We start from the raw sequence: 22582 nt of genomic DNA on the forward strand, positions 1-22582 counted from the left end.
GAATATATGAGTAAAATGCGTGTTTATGAATATGCAAAGAAGAAAAACATATCGAGTAAAGAAGTTATAAATAAATTAAAAGATATGAATATTGAAGTTTCAAACCATATGACAATGATAGAAGAGGATGCGGTTGTAAAATTGGACGGAATATTTAAAAACAAAGAAGATAATAAGGCTGGCAATCAGAAGACACAAGAAAAGACAAATGAAAAGAAGGCAGTAGCAATCAATACAAAGTCCCCTGTAACACATAACAATAATGGGGATAATGATATTGATGTACGTGCTAAAGGTGCTAAACCAGCCCCTAAAAAGCATGTACCAAACCAGTCGAACCAAAAGGGCGGCTTTAATAAAAATAAAGGTAAAAACACTGGCAATAACCAAAACAGAAATAAAAATAAAGACCATAAAAAACCGCAGCAGCAAGTGCAGCCGGTTAAGAAAAAAGAGAAGGAATTGCCTGCGAAAATCACATTTAGTGAATCTTTAACAGTGGCAGAATTGGCAAAAAAATTACATCGTGAGCCATCTGAAATCATCAAGAAGCTATTTTTACTCGGCGTTATGGCTACCATTAACCAAGATTTAGATAAAGATGCAATTGAGTTGATCGCCGGCGAATACGGAGTAGAAGTAGAGGAAGAAATAAAGATTGATGCGACAGATCTAGAAGTATATTTTACTCAGGATGATGAAGCAGAATTAGTCGAAAGACCTTCTGTTGTCACCATTATGGGACACGTTGACCATGGGAAAACAACTTTATTGGATTCGATCCGCCACACAAAGGTAACGGCTGGTGAAGCTGGCGGGATTACACAGCACATCGGTGCCTATCAGGTTGTTGAAAATGGCAAAAAAATCACTTTCCTCGATACGCCTGGACACGCCGCTTTTACGACAATGCGTGCTAGAGGTGCAAAGATCACGGATATTACCATTCTTGTCGTTGCAGCTGATGACGGTGTAATGCCGCAAACAGTTGAAGCAATTAACCATGCGAAGGCTGCAGAAGTGCCAATTATTGTTGCCGTGAATAAAATAGATAAACCAGCAGCAAACCCTGATCGCGTTATGCAGGAATTAACAGAACACGGATTGGTTCCTGAAGCATGGGGTGGAGATACTATTTTTGTACAGCTTTCTGCTAAAAATGGAGAAGGTATTGATAATCTGCTTGAAATGATCCTGCTCGTAGGTGAAGTGGAAGAATATAAAGCGAACCCTAAACGAAAAGCTGTTGGAACCGTTATTGAAGCTCAATTAGATAAAGGCCGTGGTTCAGTAGCTACATTACTTGTGCAAAATGGAACACTAAGAGTAGGCGATCCGATTGTAGTCGGAGGTACATTTGGACGCGTCCGTGCCATGGTGAATGACCTCGGCCGCCGTGTAAAGGAAGCCGGTCCATCTACTCCTGTTGAAATCACGGGATTAAATGATGTACCGCACGCAGGAGACCGGTTTGTTGTCTTTGATGATGAAAAAACAGCCCGTCATGTCGGCGAGGCAAGAGCTTCCCAAGCATTGCAGGCGCAGCGTAGTGCGAATACAAGAGTCAGCCTGGAAAACTTGTTTGAGCATATGAAACAAGGTGAAATGAAGGATCTGAATATTATTATTAAGGCTGATGTACAAGGGTCAGCTGAAGCACTTGCTGCATCTCTGAAAAAAATTGATGTAGAGGGCGTTAATATTAAAATTATTCACTCAGCCGTTGGCGCCATAAATGAGTCAGATATCACTCTTGCAGCAGCCTCTAATGCGATTGTAATCGGATTTAATGTCCGCCCTGACAATAATGCGAAACGGGCTGCAGAAACTGAAGATGTGGATATCCGTCTACACCGTATTATTTATAAAGCGATTGATGAAATTGAAGCGGCGATGAAAGGGATGCTTGATCCTGAATTTGAAGAAAAAATTATTGGTCAGGCTGAAGTTCGCCAAACATTTAAAGTATCAAAAGTTGGAACGATTGCTGGAAGCTATGTAACGGATGGAAAAATTACCCGTGACAGCGGCGTTCGCCTTATCCGTGATGGTGTCGTCATTTTTGAAGGTGAAATTGACGCATTAAAACGTTTTAAAGATGACGCGAAAGAAGTAAGCCAGGGGTATGAGTGCGGGATAACCATTAAAAACTATAATGACGTCAAAGAAGGCGATATTATAGAGGCATATATTATGGAAGAAGTGGAACGTACATGATCGTTGGCTTAGCAGCCTGTGAATGTATGATTTACGAATCTCAATCCTTAAAGGATAAAAGGGCCGTGCTGCAGCGGATCATGACACGCTTAAAGCGAAAATTCAATGTATCGGTAGCAGAAGTTGATTTTCAGGATACGTGGCAGAGAACAAAGATCGCTATTGTTGTCGTCGCATCGGCACGTGTTCCGGCTGAAAGTGAATTGCAGCATGCCCTAAAATATCTTGATTCGTTCCCGGAAATAGAGCGGACGATCACCGATATAGAATATCTTTAATGGCTTTATTGAACGAGGTGAGAAGATGAGTGTTAGAGCAAATCGTGTGGGAGAACAAATGAAAAAGGAACTCGGTGAAATTATCGGGCGTAAAATTAAAGACCCGCGTATTGGGTTTGTAACGGTTACCGATGTACAAGTAACCGGAGACCTGCAACAAGCAACTGTGTATATTTCCGTACTTGGAGATGAGAAACAAAGGGAAAATACGCTGATAGGTCTGGCTAAAGCAAAGGGATTTATTCGCTCTGAAATTGGACAACGCATTCGCTTGCGTAAAACACCGGAAATTATATTTGAATTTGATGAATCTGTTGATTACGGAAACAGAATCGAATCACTGCTTCATCAAATTCATAAAGAAGAAAAAGACAACCAGCAGGATGATAAAGTGTAATCCCATATCAGAATGACATGAATGGATAGACGAATGTCTATCCATTTTTTTAAGGAGAGCGTTTAAGCTAATTACAGGTAAATCATTTAATTGCTGAACCATTACATAATGAAGAAAAAAACTTGATAATAAATGAAAGGAAATGTGAAATGGAAGGGATACTGCCACTTTTCAAAGAAAAAGGGATGACCTCACATGATTGTGTCTTTAAACTGCGGAAAATATTGAAAACGAAAAAAATTGGTCATACCGGGACATTGGATCCGGATGTTTCCGGTGTACTTCCTATCTGCATTGGACGTGCCACAAAGGTCGCGGAGTTTATAACAGATGCCGGGAAATCCTATGAAGGAGAGGTAACTCTCGGTTACTCTACCCATACGGAAGATGCATCTGGTGAAGTGGTTGAAAGAAAAACGATTGAGCGAATCATCCCAAGACAGGAAATTGAACAGGTTCTTAAGGAATTAACCGGATCGATCAGTCAGACACCGCCCATGTTCTCTGCAGTCAAAGTAAATGGCAAAAGGCTTTATGAATATGCCAGAAAAGGAATTGAAGTCGAACGGCCGACACGGCTTGTCAATATCTATTCGATTGAACTGCTGGATGACCGCTTGGATTTTTCCGGTGAAACGATCTCATTCCGCTTCCGGGTAACGTGCGGCAAAGGGACATATATTCGGACGCTTGCTGTTATGATGGGAGAGAGGCTTGGATTTCCGGCGCATATGTCTGACTTAATCCGAATTCAATCAGCTGACTATACCTTATCCGATTGTTTGACACTGGAAGAAGTTGAAATGAGAATGGAAAATGGCACAATTCAGGAGATTCTAAGACCGATTGAATCAGCATTGGCTTATTTGCCGAAATACGTGATAAATGATAAAATAGCGGAGAAAGTCAAAAATGGAGCAGTTTTACCAATTCCGCAATCATTAATAAATGAAGAGAATCCTATCGCGGTGGAAACAACTGATGGAATGGTCTTAGCGATATATGTTCATCACTCGGAAAAAGAAGGGATGATGAAACCATTAAAGGTGCTAAGAACCATCGGGTAAGTAAAATGCTGTTGAAGAAAAGGTGAGAAATACTGTGGAAGTACTTTACATAGACCATCCGCACCATATGAAACGTGAAGAACTCCCTCCGGTGGCTATGGCCCTTGGCTATTTTGACGGTGTTCATTTAGGCCATCAGAAAGTGATAAATGGGGCCAAAAAGGCAGCTGAGGAAATGGGAATAAAAAGCGCTGTCATGTCGTTTCATCCACATCCTTCTGTTGTTCTAGGCAAGACTGATAGAGTTGAGCATATTTCTTCGCTGGAAGACAAGATTCAGATTATCGATAGTCTGGGGATTGACTATTTTTATATTGTTCGCTTTACAGAGGAGTTTGCTAACCTGCTGCCTCAGGAATTCGTCGATCAATACTTGATTGGTTTAAATGTAAGGCATGTTGCTGCAGGCTTTGATTATTCTTACGGACGAATGGGAAAGGGCAAGATGGAAACTTTACCATTTCATTCAAGACAGCAATTTTCTTTCTCTGTAATTGAAAAGCTGCAAATAGGCGAGGAAAAAATTAGTTCTACCTTGATCAGAGAAAATATCCGCAAAGGCAGGATGGAGCTTCTTCCAAAAATGCTTGGCCGAGTATTTAAAACAACGGGCAAGGTGGTTCATGGTGAGAAAAGGGGAAGAACGATTGGTTTTCCAACCGCTAATATAGAAGCAGCAGATGAAAGTATGCTGCCCCCTACCGGAGTTTATGCGGTAAAAATGACTGTTGCAAATAAAACTTATCAGGGAGTTTGTAATGTTGGTTATAAACCAACTTTCCATAAAGAGCAAAAAGGCAGACCAACAGTTGAAGTTTTTCTTTTTGATTTCAAAGGCGATATTTACGGAGAAATTGTGACAGTTGAGTGGTATTTGCGGCTCAGAAGTGAAAAGAGGTTCTCGGGGATTGAAGAACTGACCTCACAGATTGAGAAAGATAAGCAAAATGCTATTTCATTTTTTCATAATCCAGAAAAACATATTGATACTTGCATTTTATCGTAAAAAGTTGTATTCTTATTATCGTACAAAAATGAACCTTTGCTTGGCAGAGCGACTCACCGACGCATGCTCAGTAACAGGGGATTTTAATTATTAGGAGGTGAAACGGATGGCAATCACTCAAGAACGTAAAAATGAACTTATCCAAGAGTATCAAACTCATGAAGGTGATACAGGATCACCAGAAGTTCAAATCGCTGTCCTTACTGAAAACATTAACAATTTAAATGATCACTTACGTGTTCATAAGAAAGATCATCACTCACGCCGTGGTCTTTTGAAAATGGTAGGGAAACGTCGTAACTTATTAACGTATCTACGTAATAAAGACGTTCAACGTTACCGTGTATTAATCAACAGACTTGGTTTACGTCGATAATCGTAAGAAAGCGGGATTTTTCCCGCTTTTTTATTAGCATAAAAATATATACATACAAAACAAATCGACCCATTTTTTGAAGTGCTGCCTCATTAATATGCGAACGGGGAAGTTAAGCTTAAAATTCAGAAAATGGTACATACTATAAGTAGGAATATAGATGATAATTAGCATATGTATGCTTTTATATAGAATCAGTATGTGCGGATCAATAAAAATGGTTTCGCAGTACCTCTAAAGTTTTAATAGGTAGAGAGGGGTTTTAAATGAATGGGACAAGATAAACATGAATATTCTGTTGACTGGGCTGGCCGTAAATTAACTGTTGAGGTAGGACAATTAGCAAAACAAGCGAACGGTGCTGTTTTAGTTCGATACGGTGATACGGTTGTTTTAAGTACGGCAACAGCTTCAAAGGAACCAAAGAATGTTGATTTCTTTCCGTTAACGGTAAACTATGAAGAAAAGTTATATGCTGTTGGGAAAATACCAGGCGGATTTATTAAAAGGGAAGGGCGTCCAAGTGAAAAGGCTATTTTAGCAAGCCGTTTAATTGACCGTCCAATTCGTCCTATGTTTCCAGATGGATTCCGTAATGACGTCCAATGTATCAGCATGGTTATGAGTGTAGAACAGGATTGTTCTTCCGAGATGGCGGCCATGTTAGGAACATCGTTAGCATTATCCGTTTCAGATATTCCATTTGGCGGTCCTATTGCTGGTGTTGTTGTTGGCCGTATTGATGGGCAATTCGTGATCAATCCGACTGTTGCACAAATGGAACATAGTGACATTGATTTAACGGTTGCAGGGAATAAAGATGCCATAAACATGGTTGAAGCAGGAGCAGAGGAAGTTCCAGAGGAAGTTATGCTTGAAGCGATTATGTTTGGTCACGAGGAAATCAAGAAGCTTATTGCTTTCCAAGAAAAAATTGCAGCTGAAATTGGTAAGGAAAAAATGGCAGTAACTTTGTATCAGGTTGATTCTGAACTTGAGTCAGAAGTGAAATCAATGTGTCTGGCTGATTTGAACAAAGCAGTTCAAGTTCAAGAAAAGCATGCACGCGAGGATGCTATCACAGAAGTAAAGAATACCGTTTTAGCTCACTATGAAGCACAAGAAACAGATGAAGAAACAATGAAGAATGTAAAAGAGATTTTAAATAAATTAGTGAAAGCGGAAGTACGCCGCTTAATCACAGAGGAAAAGGTACGTCCTGATGGCCGTAATCCTGATGAAATTAGACCTTTATCTTCTGAAGTCAGTTTGCTTCCACGTACACATGGTTCAGGCCTATTCACACGTGGACAAACACAAGCTCTGTCTATTTGTACGTTAGGCGCGCTTGGAGATGTTCAAATTTTGGATGGTCTCGGAATAGAAGAATCAAAACGTTTTATGCACCATTATAACTTCCCGCATTTTAGTGTTGGGGAAACAGGACCAATTCGGGGACCGGGTCGTCGTGAAATTGGACATGGAGCCCTTGGGGAACGGGCGCTTTCAGCCGTTGTTCCAGATGAAAAGGATTTCCCATATACGATTCGTCTTGTTGCTGAAGTATTGGAATCTAATGGTTCTACTTCACAAGCGAGTATTTGTGCAGGTACATTGGCGATGATGGATGCGGGAGTGCCAATTAAAGCTCCTGTTGCCGGTATTGCCATGGGATTAGTTAAATCCGGTGACTATTATACGATTTTAACTGATATTCAGGGAATGGAAGACCATTTAGGCGATATGGACTTCAAAGTGGCTGGTACTGCTAAAGGTGTAACGGCTCTGCAAATGGATATTAAAATTGAAGGCTTATCGCGTGAGATTTTAGAAGAAGCTTTGCAGCAAGCTAAGAAAGGCCGGATGCAAATTTTAGACTCCATGATGGCTACAATAGGTCAGCCGCGTGAGCATCTATCAGTATTTGCTCCAAAAATTTTAACGATGACCATTAATCCGGACAAAATCCGCGATGTCATTGGACCGAGTGGAAAACAAATTAATAAAATTATTGATGAAACAGGCGTGAAAATTGATATCGAACAGGATGGAACAGTATTTATTTCATCTGTTGATGAAGAAATGAACCAAAAAGCAAAACATATTATTGAAGATATTGTCCGTGAAGTGGTCGTAGGCCAGCTTTATCTTGGAAAGGTAAAACGAATTGAAAAATTCGGTGCATTTGTTGAGATCTTCAACGGAAAAGATGGTTTGGTTCATATTTCCGAGCTTGCCGAAGAGCGTGTTGGCAAAGTGGAAGATGTTGTGAAAATAGGCGATGAAATGCTTGTTAAAGTGATTGAAATTGATAAACAAGGCCGTGTCAATTTATCTCGTAAAGCTGTTCTAAAAGAGCAGCGTCAGCATCAGGAAAACAGCCAAGAATAACAGGCAGTTCCACAATATAGTGAAAAGAGTAGTCAGCGGGAAGGAACCCCCTGACTATTTTTGTGTTACTTCCACCGTCAAGAGCAGGAGATTACAAGTTTGTGTACCCTTTGTTCGTTCTACATTGTCCGAATCTTTCATAATTTATATGAGAGGAGGCAGGACTCATGAAAAAAATAATATCCCTTTGCGTTATTTTTTTAATTGCTTTTATCATGACAAATAATCGGTTTACCAATGAATTTATTACTGAAATGAAAGGAAATACTGTAGAGGTAGCAAAGAAGCATGATTCACTTTACATGGAAATAGAACAACAGGCAGAAACCTATGAGATACCGCCTTCAGATGCTAAAATTGACCCGGTATGGAAGGCAATACCCGGATACAATGGACAGGCAGTCGATATAGAGGCTTCCTATGAGAAAATGAAGAAAAACGGCAAATTTGATGAACGAAAGCTTGAGTTTCGCCAGGTTAAACCGCGAAAGCATTTAGCAGATCTTCCGCCAGCTGCGATTTATAAAGGAAATCCTGATAAACCAATGGTTAGTTTGATTATAAATGTTGCATGGGGAAACGAATATTTATCTGATATGCTTGCAACTTTAAAAAGGCATCATATACATGCCACCTTTTTCCTTGAAGGACGGTGGGTGAAAAAAAATCCCGAATTGGCAAAAATGATCACAGATGCGGGGCATGAAGCAGGAAACCACTCCTACACCCATCCGAATATGCAGAATCTGACCTCAGCTCAAATAAGACAGGAAATGGTGAAAACCAATGAAGTGATAGAAGCAACCACAGGAGAGCGCGTCCGGTGGATGGCGCCTCCGAGCGGCAGTTATAAAAATGAGGTAGTCCAAATTGCCGCTGAAGAGAAGTTGGGTACGATTATGTGGAGTGTGGATACGATCGACTGGCAAAGACCAACTCCGGATGTATTAATTGACCGTGTAATGAGTAAGATTCATAATGGAGCCATCATCCTTATGCATCCAACAGAACCCACAGCAAAATCGTTGGAACAGCTTATTGGGCAAATTAAAGCAAAAGGGCTGCAAATCGGTACCATTTCTGAATTGGTAAAGGAAGACAGAGTGACGGCAGCGCAAGCAAAAGTATACAATCCAGAAAAACCTCATCAATAAAAGAACTTTTCTGGTAATAAGTCTTGATTTTGGAAAAAATACTAGCAATAGTATATACTATTTTCACATAGCATTTTATTTGTTACTTGGTTTTAGTATTGGAGGAGTTTAATTGATAAAGAAATATACATGCCAGAATGGAGTAAGAGTTGTACTTGAAAATATTCCTACTGTTCGTTCCGTGGCAATAGGAGTATGGATAGGTACAGGGTCAAGAAATGAAACACCGGAAAATAACGGTATTTCTCACTTCTTAGAACACATGTTTTTTAAAGGGACGAAAACAAAATCGGCCCGTGAAATTGCCGAATCATTCGATAGCATTGGCGGTCAAGTAAACGCTTTTACTTCAAAGGAATATACCTGTTATTATGCAAAGGTTCTGGATAACCATGCCCAGTTTGCCCTGGAAGTTTTAGCAGACATGTTCTTTCATTCTACATTTGTAGAAGAAGAATTAGTAAAAGAAAAAAAGGTCGTATACGAAGAAATAAAAATGTATGAAGATACTCCGGACGATATCGTTCATGATTTATTAAGCAAGGCAATTTATGAAAATCATTCCCTAGGCTATCCAATATTGGGTACAGAAGACACCTTGTCCACTTTTACAGGCAATACATTGAAAGAGTATATGCATAATATGTATACACCTGAACATGTTGTGATTTCCGTGGCTGGGAATATTTCTGATACGTTCATTAAAGAGGTGGAAAAGTTATTTGGGTCCTATGAGGGCGGTAAAAGAGAATCGGTGGAATCTACACCTGATTTCCATATGAATCAAATTGCCCGGAAAAAGGAAACAGAACAGGCTCATCTTTGTCTCGGCTTTGAAGGTCTCAAAGTAGGACATGAAGATATATACAGTCTTATTTTATTAAACAATATTTTAGGCGGCAGTATGTCGAGCCGGCTGTTTCAGGATGTCCGTGAACAAAAAGGTCTGGCATATTCCGTATTTTCGTACCACTCCGCATTTGAAGACAGCGGCATCGTAACGATATATGGGGGTACGGGAGCCAGTCAGCTTGATTTACTGTTTGAAACGGTTCAGGAAACACTATCTATCTTAAAGAGAGATGGAATCACGGAAAAGGAATTAAAGAATAGTAAAGAACAGTTAAAAGGAAGCTTAATGCTGAGTCTGGAAAGTACAAACAGCCGTATGAGCCGTAATGGAAAAAATGAACTTCTGCTTTCAAGGCATAAATCACTTGATGAAATGGTCGAGCAAATTGATTCGGTAACAAAAGAGAGTGTTGACCAAATGGCTGCAGCTGTATTTAATGATAAATATTCAGTTTCATTAATTAGTCCCGATGGAGAACTTCCAAAAGGATTGTAGAAAAATGCCGGGAAACCCGGCATTTTTTTATGTCTTATTCACTATCACCCTGTACCTTCACATCTATGATAATCATATCCTGACCAATTTTCTTAATTTGCTCCCACTCGACCCGAATATCACCTCCCTGTTTTTTTATTCCAAACCATCTTAATGTTGGAATGAGCATGGCTTCAATTTGCCCGTTATTCACATTAATTTCAAGATCAGTTTGTCCTAAAACGCCGAGCCGCTCTGCTTTATTAATATCCACAATTTCTTTTCCGCTTAATTCACTTAACCTCACTAAAACACCTCCTAATCATGTCCTCATTACCATCTTACTGGCAAATATATTCTTTTAGACTAAGCAGTTCATTTTTACTTGCTTCCGTCTGAATGTCATTCCTTAGATGAGGAGTAAGGAAGGCGTCACCGATTAGGCACCCGTGACATATGATGTTGAAGTAGTATTCACAGTAAACCTTGCAAAGAAAGAAATAAGTGATATAGCAGATTCTTTGCTTTTTCATGCTGCTGAAATCATTTCAATTATTATTCAGTACGAATTTGAGCTTAGCTACAAATAAAAGAAGGTGAATATTTCATGCTGACAGATATGCAAATTGCAGTTATTGGCGGTGATGCGAGACAGCTCGAAATCATTCGAAAATTAACTGAGCTGGATGCAAAGCTCTCTTTAATTGGTTTTGAGCAGCTGGACCATGCTTTTACAGGGGCTGCAAAAGTAAAAATTTCAGAGGTGGATTTCTCGCATATAGATAGTCTGATCTTGCCAGTCTCCGGCACTAGTCTTGAAGGTCAAGTTGATACGGTATTTTCAAATGAGAAAGTATTTCTTCTGGAAGAATTGATTGCTCAAACACCATCACATTGTGTGGTATACACCGGTATTTCCAATCCATATTTAAACGGGATCGTGGAAAGGAGCAATCGGCGTCTTGTTCCCATCTTTAATCGGGATGATGTAGCCATCTATAATTCAATTCCTACAGTAGAAGGTACCATTATGCTGGCGATTCAGCATACGGATTTCACGATACATGGTTCGAATGTGATGGTATTAGGTTTAGGCAGAGTGGGAATGAGTGTGGCAAGAACCTTTGCTGCTCTGGGAGCTAAAGTAACAGTCGGTGCGAGAAAAACAGAGCATTTCGCCCGTATTACAGAAATGGGGCTGACCCCATTTCATTTAGATGAACTAACAAACTGGGTAAAAGATATTGATATTTGTATTAATACGATTCCACATCATATTGTCACAGCAGCGGTGATCTCAAAAATGCCCGCACATACTCTGATTATCGATCTGGCCTCGAAGCCGGGCGGCACCGATTTTCGTTATGCAGAAAAAAGAGGTGTAAAGGCTTTGCTGGCGCCAAGCCTCCCGGGGATTGTTGCCCCAAAAACAGCTGGCAATATTATTGCCAACGTTCTTTCCCAATTGTTACAAGGAGATTTTGATCGTCGAAAGGAGTCAAAAGCATGAGTTTAATGGGTAAACGTATCGGATTTGGATTAACAGGGTCCCATTGTACGTATGACGCTGTCTATCCCGAAATAGAAAAATTAGTTCAGGCTGGTGTAGAAGTATTGCCGGTTGTCACCTATACCGTAAAGAATACAGAAACTCGTTTCGGCAGAGGAGAAGATTGGGTAGAAAAAATTGAAATACTGACCGGACATAAAGCGATTGCTACGATTGTGGATGCAGAACCTTTAGGACCCAAAATTCCACTTGATTGCATGGTCATTTCACCTATTACAGGTAATACCATCAGCAAGTTTGCGAATGCGATGACAGATTCGCCTGTATTAATGGCCGCAAAAGCAACACTTCGAAATCAAAAGCCTGTTGTCCTGGGCATTTCAACAAACGATGCATTAGGTTTAAATGGTGTCAATATCATGAGACTGATGGCAACGAAGAATATTTATTTCATTCCTTTTGGTCAGGATGATCCGATTAAAAAACCAAATTCCATGGTGGCCAGAATGCCGATGCTCTCCGAAACAATCGAAGCTGCTTTACTGGGGAAACAGCTCCAGCCTGTTCTAGTAGAAAGATATAAAGATGGAAATTAGTTTTTCCCATAAAAGTATACTTCTTTCATAGTGGTTTATGATAAAATAAATGTTAAAATAATTAAAGTGGCGAATTCTATTATTCGCCTGCTTACTTATGACGGCAATTAAAGAGCATTGCTCATTCATCGATAAAATCCATTATAAGATGAGAACATCATGTTTCATTTTCTTATAATTTCGATAAGCATCAGCTGTCAAAATTATTTTCCAGAAAAATAGTATAATTTTTTTACTGATTGGAAGGGGACCACAGAATGACACAGGAAAAAGGATTTCATGTAGCAGTAGTTGGAGCAACAGGAGCAGTAGGACAACAAATTATTCAAACACTGGAAAACAGAAAATTTCCAATCTCTCAATTAACCCTTTTGTCTTCTGCACGCTCTGCAGGTAACAAGGTAGAAGTAAATGGCACTGAGTATACAGTTCAAGAAGCAACACCAGAAAGCTTTAAAGGCGTAGACATTGCCTTATTCAGTGCAGGAGGCGGTGTTTCAAAAGCTCTTGCCCCAGCCGCAGTAGAACACGGTGCAATCGTCGTGGATAATACAAGCGCATTCCGTATGGATGAAAATACTCCGCTTGTTGTACCAGAAGTGAATGAAGATGATTTACTAAAGCATAACGGCATTATTGCGAATCCAAACTGTTCGACAATTCAAATGGTCGTTGCACTTGAACCTATCCGTAAAAAATATGGTTTAGATAAAGTGCTTGTCTCTACTTATCAAGCCGTTTCAGGATCAGGCGCTGTTGCCATTGAAGAGTTAACGGAACAAACGAAAGCAATCATTAATAATGAACCATTTGAGCCAGCAGTACTGCCGGTAAGAAGCGATAAAAAACATTATCAAATTGCTTTTAATGCGATTCCGCAAATCGATGTATTTACAGAAAATGGATTTACTTATGAAGAAATGAAAATGATTAATGAAACAAAAAAAATTATGCATGAGCCTGAGTTAAGTGTAGCTGCAACATGCGTACGGATTCCGGTTGCTGTCGGTCACGCTGAATCTGTTTATATTGAAATTGGTACTGAAGGCGTTACTGCCGCAGATTTGAAAGAGCTGTTAAAAGATGCTCCTGGCGTTGTGCTGCAAGATGATCCAGCTAATCAGGTTTATCCAATGCCAGCAGATTGTGTCGGCTCTAACGATGTATTTGTCGGTCGTATCCGTAAAGATTTAGATGTTGAAAAAGGCTTCCACTTATGGATTGTATCTGACAACTTATTAAAAGGTGCAGCATGGAACTCTGTACAAATTGCAGAAAGCTTAATTAAACTCGGCTTAGTAAAATAATCGTTTTGGATCTTAAAATAATAGCAGGTAATTTTTCTTTTAGGCAAATTAGGACGAACTTGAACAAATGGAATCAGTGTTTTTAGCATATAATCGTAATAAAAATAGAATTGGGTAAAGCGATTCAAAAAAGTCCATTTTGTAAATGGATTTTCGAGGTGTTACGATGAAAATGATCGTCCAAAAATTTGGCGGAACTTCCGTTCGTGATGAAAAAGGCCGCCAGCATGCAAAAAAACATGTTCAATCTGCATTGAATGAAGGCTATAAGGTGGTTGTTGTTGTTTCTGCTATGGGGCGGAAAGGGGAACCATATGCAACCGACACCCTTCTGTCATTAGTCAATGGAAAAGAAAAACGAATAAGTAAAAGGGAAACTGACTTACTGCTCTCATGCGGTGAAATCATTTCAAGTCTGGTATTCACAAATATGCTGCTTGAAAGCGGCATTCGCGCAACAGCAATGACTGGGGCGCAAGCTGGGTTTATAACCAATAACGATCATACAAATGCCAAAATTATTGAAATGAAGTGTGATCGTCTTTTGTATGAGCTTTCGGACTATGATGTTGTCGTAGTAGCCGGCTTCCAGGGGCAAACGAGAGCAGGGGATGTAACAACCATTGGCAGAGGCGGGAGTGACACATCTGCCTCTGCGCTTGGAGCTGCATTAAATGCTGATTTTATTGATATTTTCACAGATGTTGATGGAATCATGACAGCAGATCCGCGCATAGCGGAAAATGCACGGCCCCTATCCGTCATAACCTACACTGAGGTTTGTAATATGGCTTATCAGGGGGCAAAAGTCATCCACCCTCGTGCTGTAGAAATTGCGATGCAGGCTAAAGTGCCGATTAGAATTCGTTCAACTTACTCAGATCATTTAGGTACATTAGTGACGATGGAATCCCTGGAAATGGGCAGCAGGATGATTGCTGAGCGGATGGTGACTGGGATCGCTCATCTATCAAATATCACACAAATTAAAGTTTTTGCTAAAAAAGGCCAGTATGATTTACAGACAGAGGTATTTAAAGGGATGGCTAATGAAAATATCAGCGTCGACTTTATTAATATCTCGCCGAATCAGGTTGTATACACAGTCACAGCTGAAATGACGGATAAAGCACTTTCTGTCCTTCATGAGCTTGGCCATGAACCGGTTCTTGAACGTGATTGTGCAAAGGTATCAGTAGTTGGAGCCGGTATGGCGGGCGTACCCGGTGTAACGTCTAAAATTGTTGCTGCCTTATCTGAAAAAGGAATACGAATTCTGCAATCAGCTGATAGTCATACAACGATTTGGGTGCTTGTCAAGCAGGCTGATTTGATAACTGCCGTCAATTCATTGCATGATGCGTTTGAACTTGAAAAAGAGAGTCAATAATTCGGATCCATGTAACGATTCGAGAGGAGTGAGATTATGGGTATTTTTGGCAGAATATCTACAGCAATGGTAACCCCTTTTGATAGTAAAGGCCATATTGATTTTCCTAAAACAACACAACTAGTGAATTATCTGCTGGCAAATGGAACGGAATCTCTTGTAGTGGCAGGTACAACGGGGGAATCTCCCACATTATCAAAAGAAGAGAAACTAGCCTTATTTGAGCATGTGGTAAAAGTAGTGGATAAAAGAGTTTCAGTCATTGCCGGAACGGGGAATTATAACACCTATGAATCGAAAGAACTAACAAAAAAAGCGGAGCAGCTCGGTGTGGACGCGATTATGCTGGTTGCACCTTATTATAATAAGCCAAATCAGGAAGGCTTATATCAGCATTTTAAAGCAATTGCTGAAAGTACGGCACTACCTGTCATGGTTTATAATATTCCTGGAAGATCAGCAGTCAATATTGATCCTGATACAGTTATTCGTTTAGCTGATATTGATAATATTGTTGCCGTTAAGGAAGCAAGCGGAAATTTAAATGCGATGGCAAAAATTATCGCTAATACGCCGGATGATTTCTACTTATACAGCGGTGATGATTCCTTCACCATTCCTGTTTTGGCGATTGGCGGCGCTGGGGTAGTTTCGGTCGCTTCGCATGTCATTGGCAATGAAATGCAGGAAATGGTCTCTGCTTTCCTCTCTGGTAATTTGCCATATGCAGCCAAACTGCATCAGCAGCTTTTGCCGATAATGGAGGGGTTATTTAAAGCTCCAAGCCCTGTACCAGTCAAAACGGCTTTACAGCTGAAAGGACTGAATGTGGGTTCTGTACGTCTTCCGCTTGTCCCTTTGACTGAGCAGGAAAGAACTCGTCTATTTGATTTATTAACGAAGGAAAATCAGTAAAATAAAAACCAGTTGGCTGCCAGCCAGCTGGTTTTTATTTTACAGTAAACGAACCCCTTTCGTATTTCAATGTTGTAAAGGGTTTTGGATTTCAAGTATAATGGAAATATCTGATCTCGATCGGCTTAATATCACATAGGAGGATTGGACTTGAATAGAATAGAAAATAATAGTATTAAACTTATTGCGATAGGGGGAGTTGGGGAACTCGGCAAAAATATGTACTTAGTAGAAGTGGATGAGGATATTTTTGTCATTGATGCTGGTTTAATGTTCCCAGAAAACGAAATGCTCGGAATTGATATCGTCATTCCGGATATCAGTTATTTAATCCAAAATCAGCACAGAGTGAAAGGAATATTTTTAACACATGGTCATGAGGACCATATTGGAGCGTTATCATATGTTCTGCGCCAGATTGATGTCCCCGTCTATGCAACAAGATTGACGATTGAATTAACAAAAGTGAAGATGAAATCACAGGATTATTCGGGTAGAGCAAGATTTGTAGAAGTGAATTCTGATACGGTTCTTGAATTTGACACAGCTACGGTCAGCTTTTTTAAAACCAATCACAGTGTACCTGATTCAGTTGCGATTTGCGTGCATACTTCAGAAGGGGCTATTGTACATACAGGGGATTTTAAATTTGATCAGGCAGCGGATGATTTATATAAACCTGAAATTGGTAAAATGGTTAAAATAGCTGAACAGGGGGTTTTATGTCTTCTGTCCGATAGTACAGAAGCTGAAAAGCCTGGATACACAACATCTGAAGCAGTTGTTGCGAGGGAAATGAACGATGCCTTCTATAATGCAAAGGGGCGGATCATCGCAGCTTGCTTTGCATCTGATTTAAACCGGATTCAGCATATTTTTGATGCTGCTTATGAAAGCAGACGGAAGGTTGCATTGGTAGGAAAAAGTCTGCAGCGTATTTTTGATATTGTCATTAAACTGGAGTATCTCCACGTACATGATGAAATCATTATCCCGTTATCAGAAATTAAAAATTATCCGGATGATGAGCTTGTTATTTTAACAACAGGACGCCAAGGTGAGCCGATTGACGCTCTGCAAAAGATGGCAAAGCAGACGGATAAATATGTCAATATTCAACAAGGAGATACAGTTGTTTTTGCAGTTCCTGCTATTAGAGGCAACGAATTGTTTATTTCAAGAACGGTCGATATGTTGTATCGTGCCGGAGCAGTTGTCTTAGCAGGAAAAGATTGCTACCATACATCAAGCCATGGCAGTCAAGAAGAATTAAAATTTATGATCAATATCATGAATCCGAGATTTTTTATTCCTGTTCATGGCGAGTATAAGATGTTAAAGGCACATGCAAAAGTAGCAAAAGATTGCGGGCTGACTGATGACCGTATTTATATCCCTGAAAAGGGAGAAGTGGTTGAAATTAAAAATGATCGTTTTCAAGCGGGAGGAAAAGTCCCTGCTGGAAATGTACTCATTGATGGCAGCGGTATAGGGGATGTCGGGAATATTGTATTAAGAGACCGCAAGCTCCTCTCTAAGGATGGGATACTAATTGTTGTGGTTACCTTAAACCGTGTAGAAAAGAAAATATCAGCGGGACCAGAGATTATCTCAAGGGGCTTCGTCTATGTCCGTGAATCAGAAAAGCTGCTTGATGAAGCAGCAAAACGGGTACATGATATCGTTGAACAAAGTATAGCAAAAGATACATTTGATTGGACCGTTATTAAACAGGATATGCGTGACAGCCTGAATCAATTTTTGTATGAAAAAACAAAACGCAGACCAATGATCCTGCCAATTATCATGGAAGTAAAATGATTGGTAAATAAAAAAACAGCTCGGCTATGTGCCGTTGCTGTTTTTTTATCTGGATTAATTAATTTCAGCGATAATCCCTTTATCGTCATCAAGGATCAATCGTATTCCTGCATAGGGATCCCTATATAAAAATTCATCGAGCCACAAGCGGATAGCTTCAATGATATTTGCTGTAATGAGCACCTGCTTACGGCCTCCTGTGTAGGCTTCTGCTGAATATCCATAGTCATCATCATACATCAATTCGATTTCAACATCCTCTGGTTTTATCTGTTTCTTTCGTGATATATACACGCATAGTGCATTTATAATATCCTGTTCAGAAAGGATTAATTTCTCCATGGATTAGGATCCTCTTTTTTCTTTTTATCCCTGAAAATAGAGAAGATCTTCCGAATGACGGCGATTAGGATCATAATTCCTAGTATATTGACCAGTAAGCCGAGAACAGAACCTAATATACCCATATTGGCAAATAGACTGCCGAATAGAAGTCCAGCTAATCCGCCGAGCATAAGACCTTTCATAAGTCCGCCGCTAAAGAATCCCCCTGTTTTGCCTTTATTGACCGTTGATTTATTAACAGTTGAATTAGTCGTATTATCTTTTTTCTGGAAATTAGTTGTAGGATTCGATCGATTGTTGTTCGGACTAAAACTTTTCTTTCCCGATTTGTATCCTTTCGCTTCAACTGTTGTAGTATGATCGTTGAAAATAACATTTCCGACAGGTGTAAAAATCAGAACCGCGGAAAATAAGGCTGCAATAAGTTTCTTCAAATGATTTCCCTCCGTATTTGTTTTGCATTACTGTGTGTGATTCGACTCTATGCTATAGTCTGATTTCACATAACTTTCTTCATGTATCTATTTACGAAAAAGACTGTAAAAAGTTTCATTTTTTCTTCAGCCTGGAAATAAGTCTGAGGAGAGATATCGTTCCCCAGTATCCGGCGCTAAGCATAGCACCCTTGCGGAAGACGGTAATTTTTTCGCAGTCTCCAAGGCAAAATAGGCTGATGCTGCTCCTGATGCACCAATGAAAATACCTTCGGCTGCAGCGAGTCTACATGCCATCGTTTGTGCGTCCGAATCCTTAATGAGCAGAATTTCATCATATATTTCCCGGTTTAATATTTTCGGGATAAATCCGGGTCCGGTTCCGGGTATTTTATGCGGTCCAGGCTCGCCCCCGGATAAAACAGGTGAACCATATGGCTCGACCACATAAATTTTCAAATTGGGAATCTGTTTCTTTAACTCTTCTCCGGTTCCTGTTACGGTGCCGCCCGTTCCAGCTGTTAATACAAACGCATCTAACCTGCCATCAAATGCTTCTAGTATTTCGACTGCAGTAGTATGGCGGTGTGCGTCAGCATTTGCGGCATTTTCAAATTGCATCGGGATAAAACTATTTGGTATTTCCCCGGCTAAACGGATGGCCTCATCGATAGCGCCTTGCATACGCAGATGAGCAGGGGTCAGGATCACCTCTGCACCATATGCCTTCATAATTTTAATCCTTTCCATCGTGGCATTCTCCGGCATGGTAATGATGCAGCGATATCCTTTTACCGCACTTACCATTGTAATGCCGATCCCTGTATTCCCAGATGTCGGTTCTATGATGGTGCTCTTGCCGGGAATAAGCTTTTCTTCAGCCTCCGCCCGCTCAATCATATTCAATGCCGCCCGATCTTTTACACTCCCGCCCGGATTAAATGATTCCAGTTTCATATAAACACTGGCACCATTTGGGTCAGGTAATTTGTTTAATTTTACTATCGGAGTATGACCGATTAAATCAAGAATAGAGTTGTAAATTTTCATAAAACTGCCTGCCTTTATAGTAGTAATAGTTATCTTTCGAAATCAAAGTAGATCAATAAGATTATTTTATAATTCTAAACCTAATAAAACAACTATCTAATCTTTTCAGGGTGTTTTTCGCCAAATACCATTATTTAGAAGGGCTGTATAGATTTTGATACATTAGGAAAAATATATCAGGATGATAAATTTAGGAGGGAAAAAAACCATGTCAGAAAATTTATATGAAAAAGTTGGCGGAGAAGGGGCCATCGCAAAGGTTGTGGATTATTTTTACAATGAATTAGTATTAAAGGATGATACCGTTAATCACTTTTTTCAACAAACGGATATGGAAAAGCAGCAGGAGCATCAAGCCAAATTTATCAGTTTTGCCTTAGGAGGACCGAATCAGTATTCAGGAAAATCAATGGAAAAGGCGCATGAAGGGATGAACTTAAAGCCGGAACATTTTCAAGCAATTGTAAACCACCTTCATGATGCCCTGGCACATTTCGGGGTCTCAGAGGCAGATATTGATACAGCGTTAACAAAAGTTGCGTCATTACGCGATGATATTTTATATAAATAAGATGGGCAAAAGGAGTCGGCATCATGCTGACTCCTTTTTATGACTATGATCAAACTTTATAAGAAAATAAAACAGAACTTTAGCCATAAATAATAAGATCCCTTATACTAGAAATGTCATAATCATTAATAGAGAATAAATATTAAAGGTGATCATACATGCAGTCATATATTCAGCAGCAAAATGGTATATTTCCTTCCGTTTGTTCCCTCGACTGCCCGGATCAATGCGGGCTTTTGCTTCATAAAAGGGATGGAAAAATTGTCAAAATTGAGGGAGATCCCAATCATCCGGTAACGAAAGGGATGATTTGCAATAAGGTGCGCAATTTTCATAAACGGATCTATGATGAAAAACGTCTGGAGTATCCGTTAAAACGGATTGGCAAAAAAGGAGAAGGGAACTTTACCCGGATCAGCTGGGAAGAAGCATTGGATACCATTGCCTCCCGCTGGAAAAAGATCATCGATGTGGATGGTCCGGAGAGCATCCTTCCGTATAGTTTTTATGGGAATATGGGATATCTTAATGCAGAAGGGATGGACCGCCGCTTTTTTCATCGTTTAGGCGCATCAAGGCTGGAGCGTACGATCTGTTCGGTTGCGGGATTGATTGGCTATAATTATACGATGGGCGGCAGCTTTGGGATCGATCCGGAAGATACCATTCACTCAAAGCTGATTATTTTTTGGGGGATTAATGCGGTCAGCACGAATATGCATCAAATTGCCCTCGCCCAGCAGGCACGGAAAGAAAACAATGCCAAGATTGTCGTAATCGATGTGCACAGAAACCAAACCGCAAAGTTTGCTGATTGGTTTATTCCGATTATGCCTGGAACAGACAGCGCCCTGGCGTTAGGAATCATGCATATTCTATTTGCTGAAAATCTTACCGATGATGAATTTTTACAACAATATACGGTTGGTCATAATGAATTAAAAGAGCATGTTAAACAGTACGATCCAAAAACCGTAGCAAAGATAACCGGTGTTTCGGTAACAGATCTTTACAAGCTTGCAAGATTGTATGGTACGGTTTCGCCCAGCTATATCCGGATTGGAAATGGAATTCAGCACCATGATAACGGTGGCATGAATGTCCGTACCATTGCCTGTCTTCCTGCTTTAACAGGCCAATGGATAAAAAAAGGCGGCGGCGCCATTAAAGGTAATTCTGATTATTTAGCCCACAACGCAAAAGTTCTGCAACGCCATGATTTATTACGTAATAAGAGAACACGCAAGATTAATATGAATGCAATTGGTGAGGCGTTAAACTTTATCGATCCGCCAATTAGGTCTATGTTTGTCTATAGTTCTAATCCAGCAGTTGTTGCCCCCAATGGCAGTCTGGTCAGAAGGGGGCTGGAACGCGAGGATCTATTTACGATTGTTCATGATCTATTTTTAACGGAAACAGCTAAATATGCAGATATTGTTTTACCGGCAGCATCTTCCTTTGAAAACACCGATTTTTATGCATCGTATTGGCATCATTATATGCAAATCCAGCAGCCTGTAATTGAACATTATGGTGAATCTAAATCGAATGTTGAGGTGTTTAAATTACTGGCAGAGAAGCTGGGCTTTGAAGAGGAGGCATTCCAAGAGACGGAAGCGGAAATGATTGCAGCAGCGCTTGATTATCCAGGCAATCCCTATCTGAAAGGGATAAGCTATGATGAACTGGTTCAGAAACAATATATAAAGGCAGAAGTCAAGCCATTGTTCCCGGGGAGACTTAAAACTCAGAGCGGAAAAATCGAGTTGTTTTCAAAAAAGATGGAGAAGTTAAAGCTTCCGCCGCTGCCAACATATATACCGCTTGTCAATGATGGGGATGGACCATTTCAGTTTGTCGCTGCACCCAATCATCACTTTTTAAATTCTACCTTCGCGAATAACCAAATGCACCAATCCTACGAGAAAGAACCAATCCTTCATATGAATCAAAAGGATGCTGTGCAAAAAGGGATTGAAGACGGAAGCATGGTCCGGGTTTGGAATCATCGCGGCGAGTGCCGGCTGAAGGCAGCAATAGGGGAAAATGTTCTGCAAGGTGTTGTGGTGACACAGGGTCTTTGGGAAGGGACTGATGACCGAAACAGGCTGGTAAACACGTTGACGCCTGATCGCCTAGCGGATATGGGAGGCGGTGCGGTCTTCTTTTCTGGAAAAGTAGATGTGGAGAAAGATTAGAGTATGGGGCAGCATCGGCTGCTCCATTTTGCGTATAAGGATTTCTAATGATAACAATAACTAATATTTATTTTACTTATGGTCGTTAATTTGATACATTTTCAATTAGCAAAGGGTTAGGAATCTTATCATCCAATCAAGTATTGTAATTCAAAAACCCACTTGACTTATAAGATTAATTGATATAACATATATCTTATTTGTAAATAGATAAATAAAACGACTAATC

At 40.1% G+C, this 22582-nt stretch carries 21 protein-coding genes; 17 read left to right on the forward strand and 4 right to left on the reverse strand.

The window, feature by feature from the left end:
- The first annotated feature begins 6 nt into the window (after positions 1-6).
- From infB to HNR53_RS02450, 9 genes are all read left to right on the forward strand, one after another.
- A complete protein-coding gene (gene infB / locus HNR53_RS02410; protein ID WP_184522368.1) occupies positions 7-2217 on the forward strand; it encodes a translation initiation factor IF-2 in 2211 nt (736 codons plus the stop codon).
- On the forward strand, positions 2214-2495 hold the full coding sequence (locus HNR53_RS02415; protein WP_184522370.1) for a DUF503 domain-containing protein: 282 nt from the start codon (positions 2214-2216) through the stop codon (positions 2493-2495). Before infB ends, HNR53_RS02415 begins: the two co-directional genes overlap by 4 nt.
- A gap of 25 nt (positions 2496-2520) precedes the next feature.
- Complete coding sequence (gene rbfA / locus HNR53_RS02420; RefSeq protein WP_184522372.1) at positions 2521-2892, forward strand: 30S ribosome-binding factor RbfA; 372 nt, start codon at positions 2521-2523, stop codon at positions 2890-2892.
- Positions 2893-3041: 149 nt separating this feature from the next.
- Positions 3042-3959 (forward strand): tRNA pseudouridine(55) synthase TruB, encoded by a 918-nt coding sequence (gene truB, locus HNR53_RS02425; protein ID WP_184522374.1) that lies wholly within the window; start codon positions 3042-3044, stop codon positions 3957-3959.
- 34 nt (positions 3960-3993) lie between these two features.
- A complete protein-coding gene (gene ribF, locus HNR53_RS02430) occupies positions 3994-4965 on the forward strand; it encodes a bifunctional riboflavin kinase/FAD synthetase (protein WP_184522377.1) in 972 nt (323 codons plus the stop codon).
- A gap of 106 nt (positions 4966-5071) precedes the next feature.
- Positions 5072-5341 carry a 30S ribosomal protein S15 gene (rpsO, locus tag HNR53_RS02435; RefSeq protein ID WP_184522379.1) on the forward strand — a complete coding sequence of 90 codons (270 nt, stop codon included), beginning with the start codon at positions 5072-5074 and terminating at the stop codon, positions 5339-5341.
- A gap of 270 nt (positions 5342-5611) precedes the next feature.
- On the forward strand, positions 5612-7732 hold the full coding sequence (gene pnp, locus HNR53_RS02440) for a polyribonucleotide nucleotidyltransferase (protein WP_184522381.1): 2121 nt from the start codon (positions 5612-5614) through the stop codon (positions 7730-7732).
- 167 nt (positions 7733-7899) lie between these two features.
- The gene (locus tag HNR53_RS02445; RefSeq protein WP_184522383.1) at positions 7900-8886 is read left to right on the forward strand and encodes a polysaccharide deacetylase family protein; all 987 of its coding nucleotides are present in this window, start codon (positions 7900-7902) and stop codon (positions 8884-8886) included.
- A gap of 112 nt (positions 8887-8998) precedes the next feature.
- Positions 8999-10234 (forward strand): M16 family metallopeptidase, encoded by a 1236-nt coding sequence (locus HNR53_RS02450; RefSeq protein WP_184522385.1) that lies wholly within the window; start codon positions 8999-9001, stop codon positions 10232-10234.
- A gap of 34 nt (positions 10235-10268) precedes the next feature.
- Here HNR53_RS02450 and HNR53_RS02455 read toward each other — a convergent pair whose 3' ends face one another.
- On the reverse strand, positions 10269-10520 hold the full coding sequence (locus HNR53_RS02455) for a YlmC/YmxH family sporulation protein (protein ID WP_184522387.1): 252 nt from the start codon (positions 10518-10520) through the stop codon (positions 10269-10271).
- 300 nt (positions 10521-10820) lie between these two features.
- On the opposite strand from HNR53_RS02455, the gene dpaA reads away from it, so the two are divergent.
- The 6 genes from dpaA to HNR53_RS02485 all read left to right on the forward strand — a co-directional run bounded on the left by dpaA (position 10821) and on the right by HNR53_RS02485 (position 17752).
- The gene (dpaA, locus tag HNR53_RS02460; RefSeq protein ID WP_184522389.1) at positions 10821-11723 is read left to right on the forward strand and encodes a dipicolinic acid synthetase subunit A; all 903 of its coding nucleotides are present in this window, start codon (positions 10821-10823) and stop codon (positions 11721-11723) included.
- Entirely contained in the window at positions 11720-12319 is a 600-nt protein-coding gene (dpaB, locus tag HNR53_RS02465; protein WP_184522391.1) for a dipicolinate synthase subunit B, read from the forward strand. The genes dpaA and dpaB overlap by 4 nt, the downstream gene beginning before the upstream one ends.
- A gap of 257 nt (positions 12320-12576) precedes the next feature.
- A complete protein-coding gene (gene asd / locus HNR53_RS02470; protein ID WP_184522393.1) occupies positions 12577-13626 on the forward strand; it encodes an aspartate-semialdehyde dehydrogenase in 1050 nt (349 codons plus the stop codon).
- A 166-nt stretch (positions 13627-13792) separates the two neighbouring features.
- Positions 13793-15016 (forward strand): aspartate kinase, encoded by a 1224-nt coding sequence (gene dapG, locus HNR53_RS02475; RefSeq protein WP_184522395.1) that lies wholly within the window; start codon positions 13793-13795, stop codon positions 15014-15016.
- Positions 15017-15052: 36 nt separating this feature from the next.
- Complete coding sequence (dapA, locus tag HNR53_RS02480; protein WP_184522397.1) at positions 15053-15931, forward strand: 4-hydroxy-tetrahydrodipicolinate synthase; 879 nt, start codon at positions 15053-15055, stop codon at positions 15929-15931.
- Between the two features lie 150 nt (positions 15932-16081).
- Positions 16082-17752 carry a ribonuclease J gene (locus HNR53_RS02485; RefSeq protein ID WP_184522399.1) on the forward strand — a complete coding sequence of 557 codons (1671 nt, stop codon included), beginning with the start codon at positions 16082-16084 and terminating at the stop codon, positions 17750-17752.
- A gap of 54 nt (positions 17753-17806) precedes the next feature.
- On the opposite strand, the gene HNR53_RS02490 is transcribed toward HNR53_RS02485, so the two are convergent.
- The 3 genes from HNR53_RS02490 to cysK form a co-directional block, all read right to left on the reverse strand.
- Positions 17807-18094, reverse strand: a complete 288-nt coding sequence (locus tag HNR53_RS02490) for a YxcD family protein (protein ID WP_184522401.1) — start codon at positions 18092-18094, stop codon at positions 17807-17809.
- Positions 18082-18531 carry a hypothetical protein gene (locus tag HNR53_RS02495; RefSeq protein WP_184522403.1) on the reverse strand — a complete coding sequence of 150 codons (450 nt, stop codon included), beginning with the start codon at positions 18529-18531 and terminating at the stop codon, positions 18082-18084. The genes HNR53_RS02490 and HNR53_RS02495 overlap by 13 nt, the downstream gene beginning before the upstream one ends.
- Positions 18532-18657: 126 nt before the next feature.
- A complete protein-coding gene (gene cysK / locus HNR53_RS02500; protein WP_184522405.1) occupies positions 18658-19581 on the reverse strand; it encodes a cysteine synthase A in 924 nt (307 codons plus the stop codon).
- A gap of 208 nt (positions 19582-19789) precedes the next feature.
- Here cysK and HNR53_RS02505 point away from each other — a divergent pair, with 208 nt between their 5' ends.
- Entirely contained in the window at positions 19790-20152 is a 363-nt protein-coding gene (locus HNR53_RS02505; RefSeq protein ID WP_184522407.1) for a group I truncated hemoglobin, read from the forward strand.
- 158 nt (positions 20153-20310) lie between these two features.
- Positions 20311-22353 (forward strand): molybdopterin oxidoreductase family protein, encoded by a 2043-nt coding sequence (locus tag HNR53_RS02510; protein WP_184522409.1) that lies wholly within the window; start codon positions 20311-20313, stop codon positions 22351-22353.
- Positions 22354-22582: the final 229 nt, after the last annotated feature.

It is taken from the genome of Bacillus benzoevorans (assembly GCF_014207535.1).
GTDB classification, from domain to species: Bacteria; Bacillota; Bacilli; order Bacillales; family Cytobacillaceae; genus Bacillus_BD; species Bacillus_BD benzoevorans.

Bases quoted from the DNA above. Each gene is read 5' to 3' on its own strand.
- dpaA (WP_184522389.1), top strand. From the start codon at position 10,821: ATGCTGACAGATATGCAAATTGCAGTTATTGGCGGTGATGCGAGACAG.
- HNR53_RS02510 (WP_184522409.1), top strand. From the start codon at position 20,311: ATGCAGTCATATATTCAGCAGCAAAATGGTATATTTCCTTCCGTTTGT.
- rpsO (WP_184522379.1), top strand. From the start codon at position 5,072: ATGGCAATCACTCAAGAACGTAAAAATGAACTTATCCAAGAGTATCAA.
- HNR53_RS02505 (WP_184522407.1), top strand. From the start codon at position 19,790: ATGTCAGAAAATTTATATGAAAAAGTTGGCGGAGAAGGGGCCATCGCA.
- truB (WP_184522374.1), top strand. From the start codon at position 3,042: ATGGAAGGGATACTGCCACTTTTCAAAGAAAAAGGGATGACCTCACAT.
- dapG (WP_184522395.1), top strand. From the start codon at position 13,793: ATGAAAATGATCGTCCAAAAATTTGGCGGAACTTCCGTTCGTGATGAA.
- infB (WP_184522368.1), top strand. From the start codon at position 7: ATGAGTAAAATGCGTGTTTATGAATATGCAAAGAAGAAAAACATATCG.
- pnp (WP_184522381.1), top strand. From the start codon at position 5,612: ATGGGACAAGATAAACATGAATATTCTGTTGACTGGGCTGGCCGTAAA.
- dapA (WP_184522397.1), top strand. From the start codon at position 15,053: ATGGGTATTTTTGGCAGAATATCTACAGCAATGGTAACCCCTTTTGAT.
- HNR53_RS02445 (WP_184522383.1), top strand. From the start codon at position 7,900: ATGAAAAAAATAATATCCCTTTGCGTTATTTTTTTAATTGCTTTTATC.
- cysK (WP_184522405.1), bottom strand. From the start codon at position 19,581: ATGAAAATTTACAACTCTATTCTTGATTTAATCGGTCATACTCCGATA.
- dpaB (WP_184522391.1), top strand. From the start codon at position 11,720: ATGAGTTTAATGGGTAAACGTATCGGATTTGGATTAACAGGGTCCCAT.
- rbfA (WP_184522372.1), top strand. From the start codon at position 2,521: ATGAGTGTTAGAGCAAATCGTGTGGGAGAACAAATGAAAAAGGAACTC.
- asd (WP_184522393.1), top strand. From the start codon at position 12,577: ATGACACAGGAAAAAGGATTTCATGTAGCAGTAGTTGGAGCAACAGGA.
- HNR53_RS02490 (WP_184522401.1), bottom strand. From the start codon at position 18,094: ATGGAGAAATTAATCCTTTCTGAACAGGATATTATAAATGCACTATGC.
- HNR53_RS02415 (WP_184522370.1), top strand. From the start codon at position 2,214: ATGATCGTTGGCTTAGCAGCCTGTGAATGTATGATTTACGAATCTCAA.